Annotated in this window: 6 protein-coding genes; 3 read left to right on the forward strand and 3 right to left on the reverse strand. The window is 64.9% G+C overall.

What is annotated here, in order from left to right; translation table 11 throughout:
• Positions 1-1,309 (reverse strand): siroheme synthase CysG (gene cysG, locus WC739_RS23820; RefSeq protein ID WP_372955448.1); only part of this gene is annotated, 1,309 nt, incomplete at its 3' end.
• Between the two features lie 430 nt (positions 1,310-1,739).
• On the opposite strand from cysG, the gene WC739_RS23825 reads away from it, so the two are divergent.
• Entirely contained in the window at positions 1,740-2,189 is a 450-nt protein-coding gene (locus WC739_RS23825; RefSeq protein WP_372955449.1) for a host attachment protein, read from the forward strand.
• 229 nt (positions 2,190-2,418) lie between these two features.
• The gene (locus WC739_RS23830) at positions 2,419-4,203 is read left to right on the forward strand and encodes a cation:proton antiporter (RefSeq protein WP_372955450.1); all 1,785 of its coding nucleotides are present in this window, start codon (positions 2,419-2,421) and stop codon (positions 4,201-4,203) included.
• Positions 4,204-4,262: 59 nt separating this feature from the next.
• On the opposite strand, the gene WC739_RS23835 is transcribed toward WC739_RS23830, so the two are convergent.
• The gene (locus WC739_RS23835) at positions 4,263-5,069 is read right to left on the reverse strand and encodes a helix-turn-helix transcriptional regulator (RefSeq protein WP_372955451.1); all 807 of its coding nucleotides are present in this window, start codon (positions 5,067-5,069) and stop codon (positions 4,263-4,265) included.
• Positions 5,070-5,165: 96 nt separating this feature from the next.
• On the opposite strand from WC739_RS23835, the gene WC739_RS23840 reads away from it, so the two are divergent.
• A complete protein-coding gene (locus WC739_RS23840; protein WP_372955452.1) occupies positions 5,166-6,086 on the forward strand; it encodes a zinc-binding dehydrogenase in 921 nt (306 codons plus the stop codon).
• A 20-nt stretch (positions 6,087-6,106) separates the two neighbouring features.
• On the opposite strand, the gene WC739_RS23845 is transcribed toward WC739_RS23840, so the two are convergent.
• Positions 6,107-6,468 (reverse strand): SDR family oxidoreductase (locus WC739_RS23845; protein ID WP_372955453.1); only part of this gene is annotated, 362 nt, incomplete at its 5' end.

Raw genomic sequence — 6,468 nt, forward strand, 5'->3', positions numbered from 1 at the left:
CCAGCGACGGCAGGTCAGCCAGCGTGCCGTGGAAGCGGCGCCGGTTGGCGAGGCTGGCATTCTCGACCACGGCGACGGCCGTGTCGGGCGACAGACCGGCTTCGATCAGCCGGCCGGCAACCTCGGCGGCCACCGAGCGTCCCATATAGACGGCGACCGTGGCGCCGGAAATGGCAAGCCTGGCCCAGTCGGGCAACGAATTGCCCTTGAGGTCGTGGCCGGTGGTGAACACCATCGACGACGACACGCCACGCAGGGTCAGCGGCAGTTCGAAATCGGCGGCGGCGGCAAAGGCCGCGGTGACGCCCGGAACAACTTCGTAGGCAATGCCGGCATCGCGCAATGCCGCCATCTCCTCGCCGGCCCGGCCGAACACCAGCGGGTCGCCCGACTTCAGCCGCACGACGCGCTTGCCTTCGCGGCCGAGCTCGACCAGCAACGCATTGATTTCAGCCTGGCTCTTGCTGTGGCAGCCCTTGCGCTTGCCGACAGCCAGACGCTCCGCATCGCGGCGGCCCATGGCGACGACCGCCTCCGGCACCAGCGCATCGTGGACGATGACATCGGCCTCCATCAGCAGGCGATGCGCGCGCAGGGTCAACAGGTCCTCGGCCCCGGGACCGGCGCCGACCAGGGCGATATGGCCTGATGCAGGCGCCTTTGACAGCATCAGGTCGACAGCGGCGTCATGCGCCTGCGAAAGCTCACCGGCCTCGACGGCGCGGGCTGGAGCCCCGGTGAAGAAATCGCTCCAGAAGCGCCGCCGCGCATTGCCCTTCGGCAGCAGGTTTTCGACGGTGCCGCGCAGCGCGGCGGCGAGCGTCGCCAGCGGTCCGAGCGACGGCGACAGCATCCTGTCGATGCGCACACGCAGCATCTGGGCCAGCACCGGCCCGGCCCCTTCGGTGCCGATGGCAATGGCAACCGGAGCGCGATTGACCAGCGCCGGGGTGAAGAAGTCACAGAGTTCCGGGCGGTCCACGGCATTGACCGGTATACCGAGCCCGCGGGCGTCCGCCGCAACGCGGCTATCGAGTTTCTCGTCGCCGCTGGCGGCAAAAACCATGACCGCGCCTTGAAGATGGCTCGCGTCGTAAGACGCGGCAACGTGTGTTGCGCCGCTCCGAGCGATGAAGGTCAGGAGATCCGGATCGACGTCTTGCGCGATGATGCGCAGGATGGCGCTCGACTGTCCGATCAGCCGCGCCTTGGCCAGCGCCTCCTCGCCGCCGCCGACGATGGCCACGGCTTGACCCTCGACCCGCATGAAAACGGGGAAGGCATTGAGCTTGGGGACGGCGTGAGGCATGGGGGCGAGCGGAGTCCTGAACGGGATTGCAGTTCTACGCGGCGGCGCGGAAAACCAGAAGGAACGCACTCGCGCATCGCTTCTTGGGATGCAATCGCTTTTCTGAAAGCTCGGCTGCCAAAGGAAAAATATTCTCCATCGGCGCCTTGCACGGATTGAAGCCGCTGCCGCAGGCCTTGGATTACGGCTCTTTTAGCGCCGGACGAACAAGATCGCAAAACAGTTTTTTCTAAATTCTACCAAATTAGTAGATTAAAGGCGCGGCTACCGGACAAGACAATTTTGCGCCCGATGAAGGACCCCCGCTCGCATCCTCGATGGGAACATTACCGGTTCGCGAGGCGTTGCCCAAACGTCCGCAAGTTGGATCGAAACCCGGCCGCCGCACTTCACGAGATACCTCGACGGTCGAAAAAAGGAGCCTGCCATCATGAACACAATCAACCTGAAACACGGCATCTGGGTCATGGTGGCCGACGGCGAGAAAGCACTGTTCCTGAGGAATGCCGGCGACAACAAGTTTCCGAACCTGGAGGTGGTGCAGGAGATGAAGCAGGAGAATCCGCCGACACGCGAGCAGGGCACCGACAGCCCCGGCCGACACAATGACGGGCCCTCCGCGCACCGCAGCGCGGTCGAGGACACGGACTGGCACAGGCTCGGCAAGGAACGCTTCGCCGACGAGATCGCCTCACGGCTCTACATGCTCGCGCACAGCGGGGAGTTCGATAACATCGTGCTTGTGGCTCCGCCCCTGGTGCTTGGGACCATGCGCAAGAAGCTGCACAAGGAAGTCCAGGACAGGGTGACGGCCGAGATTCCCAAGACGCTGACCAACCACGCCCTGTTCGAGATCGAGGCCCTGCTGCAGGCGGCCTGATCGTCGCCTTGATCTCCGATTGCCGGCCACGATTCGCAAGGCGGGCCATCGCAGGCACCAAGTTCGACCGGCGGCTTCAGCGGCCGCCGGTCAGTATTTCCGCCATCGCGGTCGATTTCGCGCGCCTGCGGGTTGCGTCGCCCGCACTCCATCCACCATATTGCAGACAGGCGGCGGCTTCGGGCGCGTACATCCGACATCACTGATTTTACAAGGCGCTCCATAGACAATGCCGAATGACACGCCCCTTATCGCTACCATCGTCGCCGGTCTGGGCCTGGCTTTTGTCTTCGGCGCTCTCGCCAACCGTTTCCGCATTCCACCGCTGGTCGGCTACCTTGTGGCCGGCGTGCTCGTCGGGCCGAACACGCCTGGCTTTGTCGCCGATGCGGGGCTTGCCAATGAGCTGGCCGAGATCGGCGTCATCCTCCTCATGTTCGGCGTCGGACTGCATTTCTCGCTGAAGGATCTCCTGTCGGTCCGCGCCATCGCCGTGCCAGGCGCCATCGTCCAGATCGGCTTTGCCACCGCGCTTGGAGCCGGCTTGTCCTGGATGCTCGGCTGGTCGATGGGGGCGGGACTGGTCTTCGGCCTGGCGCTGTCGGTGGCTTCCACCGTCGTCCTGCTGCGTGCTTTGCAGGAGCGCCGCATGATCGAGACCGAGCGCGGCCGCATCGCCGTCGGCTGGCTGATCGTCGAGGATCTCGCGATGGTGCTGGCGCTCGTCCTGTTGCCGGCGCTTGCCGGCGTGCTCGGCGGCCAGGAGCAGGCGGACGCCCATGCGAGCGGCTTGCTGTCGCTTCCCGCCAGCTATGGCATCTGGGGTGTCGTCGGCATCACGCTGGCCAAGGTCGCGGCCTTCGTTGTCGTCATGCTCGTCGTCGGGCGCCGGGTCATCCCCTGGATCCTGCACTATGTCGCCCACACCGGCTCGCGCGAACTGTTCCGGCTCGCGGTTCTGGCCATCGCACTCGGCGTTGCTTTCGGCGCCGCCAAGCTGTTCGGCGTCTCGCTGGCGCTGGGCGCCTTCTTCGCCGGCATGATCATGAGCGAGTCCGAGCTCAGCCACCGCGCGGCGGAAGAATCGCTGCCTTTGCGCGACGCCTTTTCCGTGCTGTTCTTCGTCTCGGTCGGCATGCTGTTCGATCCGTTCAGCCTGCTCAGCAACGGCCTGCCGATCCTGGCGACGCTCGCCATCATCGTCATCGGCAAGTCGCTGGCGGCATTCGTCATCGTCATCGCCTTCGGCTATCCGCTGACCACGGCGCTGATGATTTCGGCAAGCCTGGCCCAGATCGGCGAATTCTCCTTCATCCTCGCCGAACTCGGCGTCGGCTTGAAACTGTTGCCGGAGCAGGGCCGCGACCTGATCCTCGCCGGGGCCATCCTGTCGATCGTGCTCAATCCGCTGATGTTCCTAGCCCTCGACTGGATGAAACCCTGGCTCGATGCCCGCACCGCGCGCAAGGAGCCGCCGGTCGAGGCAAAGCCGGTCGGACCGGCGACGGCACCGGGCCAAGTGGCTTCGGTCGCGGCAGCGGCCAAGGGGGAAGACGGACCACCGCCCAGGACGACCTCTGCCAACCATGCCATCCTGATCGGCTATGGCCGTGTCGGCAGCCTGGTTGGCGCGGCGCTCAAACAGGCCGCCCTGCCCTTCCTCGTTATCGAGGATGCCGACAAGACACTGGCCAGACTGAAGGCCGACGGCATCGAAACCGTTTCCGGCAACGCGGCCAATGCCGAAGTGTTCGCCGCCGCCAATCCCGAGGGCGCCAGCCGGCTGATCCTGGCCATTCCCAACGCCTTCGAGGCCGGCCAGATCGTACTGCGCGCGCGGGCGGCCAATCCCCGCATCAATGTCATCGCCCGCGCCCATTCCGACGCCGAGGTCGAGCATCTCAAGGGGCTCGGCGCCGACACGGTGATCATGGGCGAGCGCGAGATCGCGCGCGGGATCGTGGACGAAGTCCTTGGCCAAAAGCCGCAAGCGGCTGAACCGTCCGCGGCCTGACAGGTAAGCCTACTGCATGGGCCCACGGGGCACTCGTCACCACCTTGCGATCGATTCGATCAGGCCAGGAAGGCGGAACCGCCATTTTGCGCGATGCTGCTGAGATACTGTGCCGGCGGCTTGCCGAGCGCCTTCTTGAACATGGTGATGAAGGCTGTGACGGACTCATAGCCGAGATCGCTCGAAATCCGCTGCACGCTGGCGCCCGAAGCCAACTCCCTTATCGCTACGATCAAGTGCAATTGCTGCCGCCAGCGTCCGAAGCTTAAACCGGTCTCCTTCACGACGAGACGAGCGAGGCTGCTCTCGCTGAGCGCGACGCGGCTGGCCCACTCCGCCAGCGTGCTGCGGTCGGCGGGGTTGTCCGCCAACGCTTCGGCGATCCGCCGCAAGCGCGGCTCTGTGGAGATCGGCAGATGCAAGTGCTGGACGGGCATTTCAGGCAGTTCGGCAAGCAGGACGCTTCCCAGGAAGATACACCTCGCATCGCCCGGCGCGCAGTCCGACAGTTCGGTGATGAGTTCGCGTAACAGTGGCGAGATCGAAAGCGTGCAGCACCGGTCAGGCAGTTCGGCCGCGCCCGGCTCGATGTAGACGAAGACCATGCGGGCGTTGGCTGTCGCTATGTTGCTGTGCTCCATGCGGCTTGGAATCCAGACGCCGCAATGAGGCGGCACCATCCACAGGCCGCTGGGTACGCGGCAGGTGACGCCACCGCCGAGGGCAAAGACGAGTTGCCCCTTTCGATGCCAATGCTGCGATACCTCGGCCTTGGTTTCGGTCACGTCGACGCGCACGGCGATCGCAGGGGCACGCACATCATCGACGTCGAAATCCAACCATGGGTAGCGAAGAGGCTGTCTCATTTCTGACTGTTTTTAGCGATCATTAGAATTTATATCTAGATTATTCATCTGGGTAAATCGGTAGTCTTGGATCGTTCTCTCCGCGGAAGGTACCCAATGCTCGCTCTCGCCATCTCTTCGAATGACACCGCAAGACTGAAACTCACCGAAGCGGATGAGCCACAGCCTCTTACGAACGAAGCTCTGGTCGCCGTCCGCGCAACCTCGCTGAACCGCGGCGAACTGCGTTTGCTGGCCATACGTCGGAACGGCTGGATACCCGGCCAGGACATCGTCGGGGTCGTCGAACGCGCGGCAGTCGATGGCTCAGGGCCAGCAGTGGGCACGCCGGTTGTGGCATTGGTCGACGAGGGCGGCTGGGCCGAACGTGTCGCCGTTCCGACCGACCGTCTCGCCGTCCTGCCGGAAGCGGTCGGCTTTGTCTCCGCCGCCACGCTGCCCGTGGCGGGCACGACTGCCCTGAGGACCTTGCGCCATGGCGATGACTTGGCCGGCCAGAAGATCCTGATCACCGGCGCAAGCGGTGCGGTCGGGCGTTTCCAGATCCAGATCGCCCGAGAACAGGGCGCCTCGGTGACCGCGATCGCTGCCGCCTGTCATGCAGATGATCTCCGCAGCCTCGGAGCCGGGCGGGTCGTCGAGTCGATCGAACTGGCCGAGGGTCCTTTCTCGCTGATCACCGAATCCGTCGGCGGCCCAAGCCTCGCACACGCGATCGAGCGTGTGTCGCCTGGCGGCACGATCGTCATGTTCGGCTCGAGCAGCGGTGAGCTGACGCCGATCGGATTCCGCCAGTTCGTCCCCGGCCACGAGGGAGCGCGGCTGCAGACATTCGCTTATTACACGTCCGGCTCGGCCATTGGCGCCGACATTGCCGCGCTTCTCGCCCTGGTTTCGGCTGGCAGGCTGGAAACGCGCGTGGCCTTGACCGTGCCGTGGACGGACATGGGCGAAGCCCTGGACGCATTGCGACAGCGCAGCTTCAGCGGTAAGGCTGTCCTTACAATCCCCGGATGAGCAGGCCTTTGGCCGTCAACTCAGACGTGCTGGCCGCCATTGATGTGGATTTCCGAGCCGGTCACGTAGGATGCCTGCTGCGAGCACAGGAAGAAGATGATGTCGGCGACTTCCGCCGTGGTGCCGAGCCGTCGCAGCGGGATCGTCTCGACGATCTTTTCCGTTCCCGGCGAGAGGATCGCCGTGTCGATTTCACCCGGGGCAATGGCGTTGACGCGGATGCCGTGCGGCCCGAAATCATGCGCCATTTCGCGGGTCAGCGAGCCGAGCGCGGCCTTCGAGGTCGCGTAGGCGGTGCCGGCGAAAGGGTGCACGCGCGTACCGGCGATGGAGGTGACGTTGACGATCGAGCCCTTGGCCGCCGCCAATTCCTTGAACAGCC

This window comes from Mesorhizobium sp., assembly GCF_041661565.1.
Lineage (GTDB): Bacteria > Pseudomonadota > Alphaproteobacteria > Rhizobiales > Rhizobiaceae > Mesorhizobium.

What these genes read in the sequence shown, in the direction of transcription:
- WC739_RS23825 (WP_372955449.1), top strand. Translation starts at nt 1,740, where the DNA reads ATGAACACAATCAACCTGAAACACGGCATCTGGGTCATGGTGGCCGAC.
- WC739_RS23830 (WP_372955450.1), top strand. Translation starts at nt 2,419, where the DNA reads ATGCCGAATGACACGCCCCTTATCGCTACCATCGTCGCCGGTCTGGGC.
- WC739_RS23835 (WP_372955451.1), bottom strand. Translation starts at nt 5,069, where the DNA reads ATGAGACAGCCTCTTCGCTACCCATGGTTGGATTTCGACGTCGATGAT.
- WC739_RS23840 (WP_372955452.1), top strand. Translation starts at nt 5,166, where the DNA reads ATGCTCGCTCTCGCCATCTCTTCGAATGACACCGCAAGACTGAAACTC.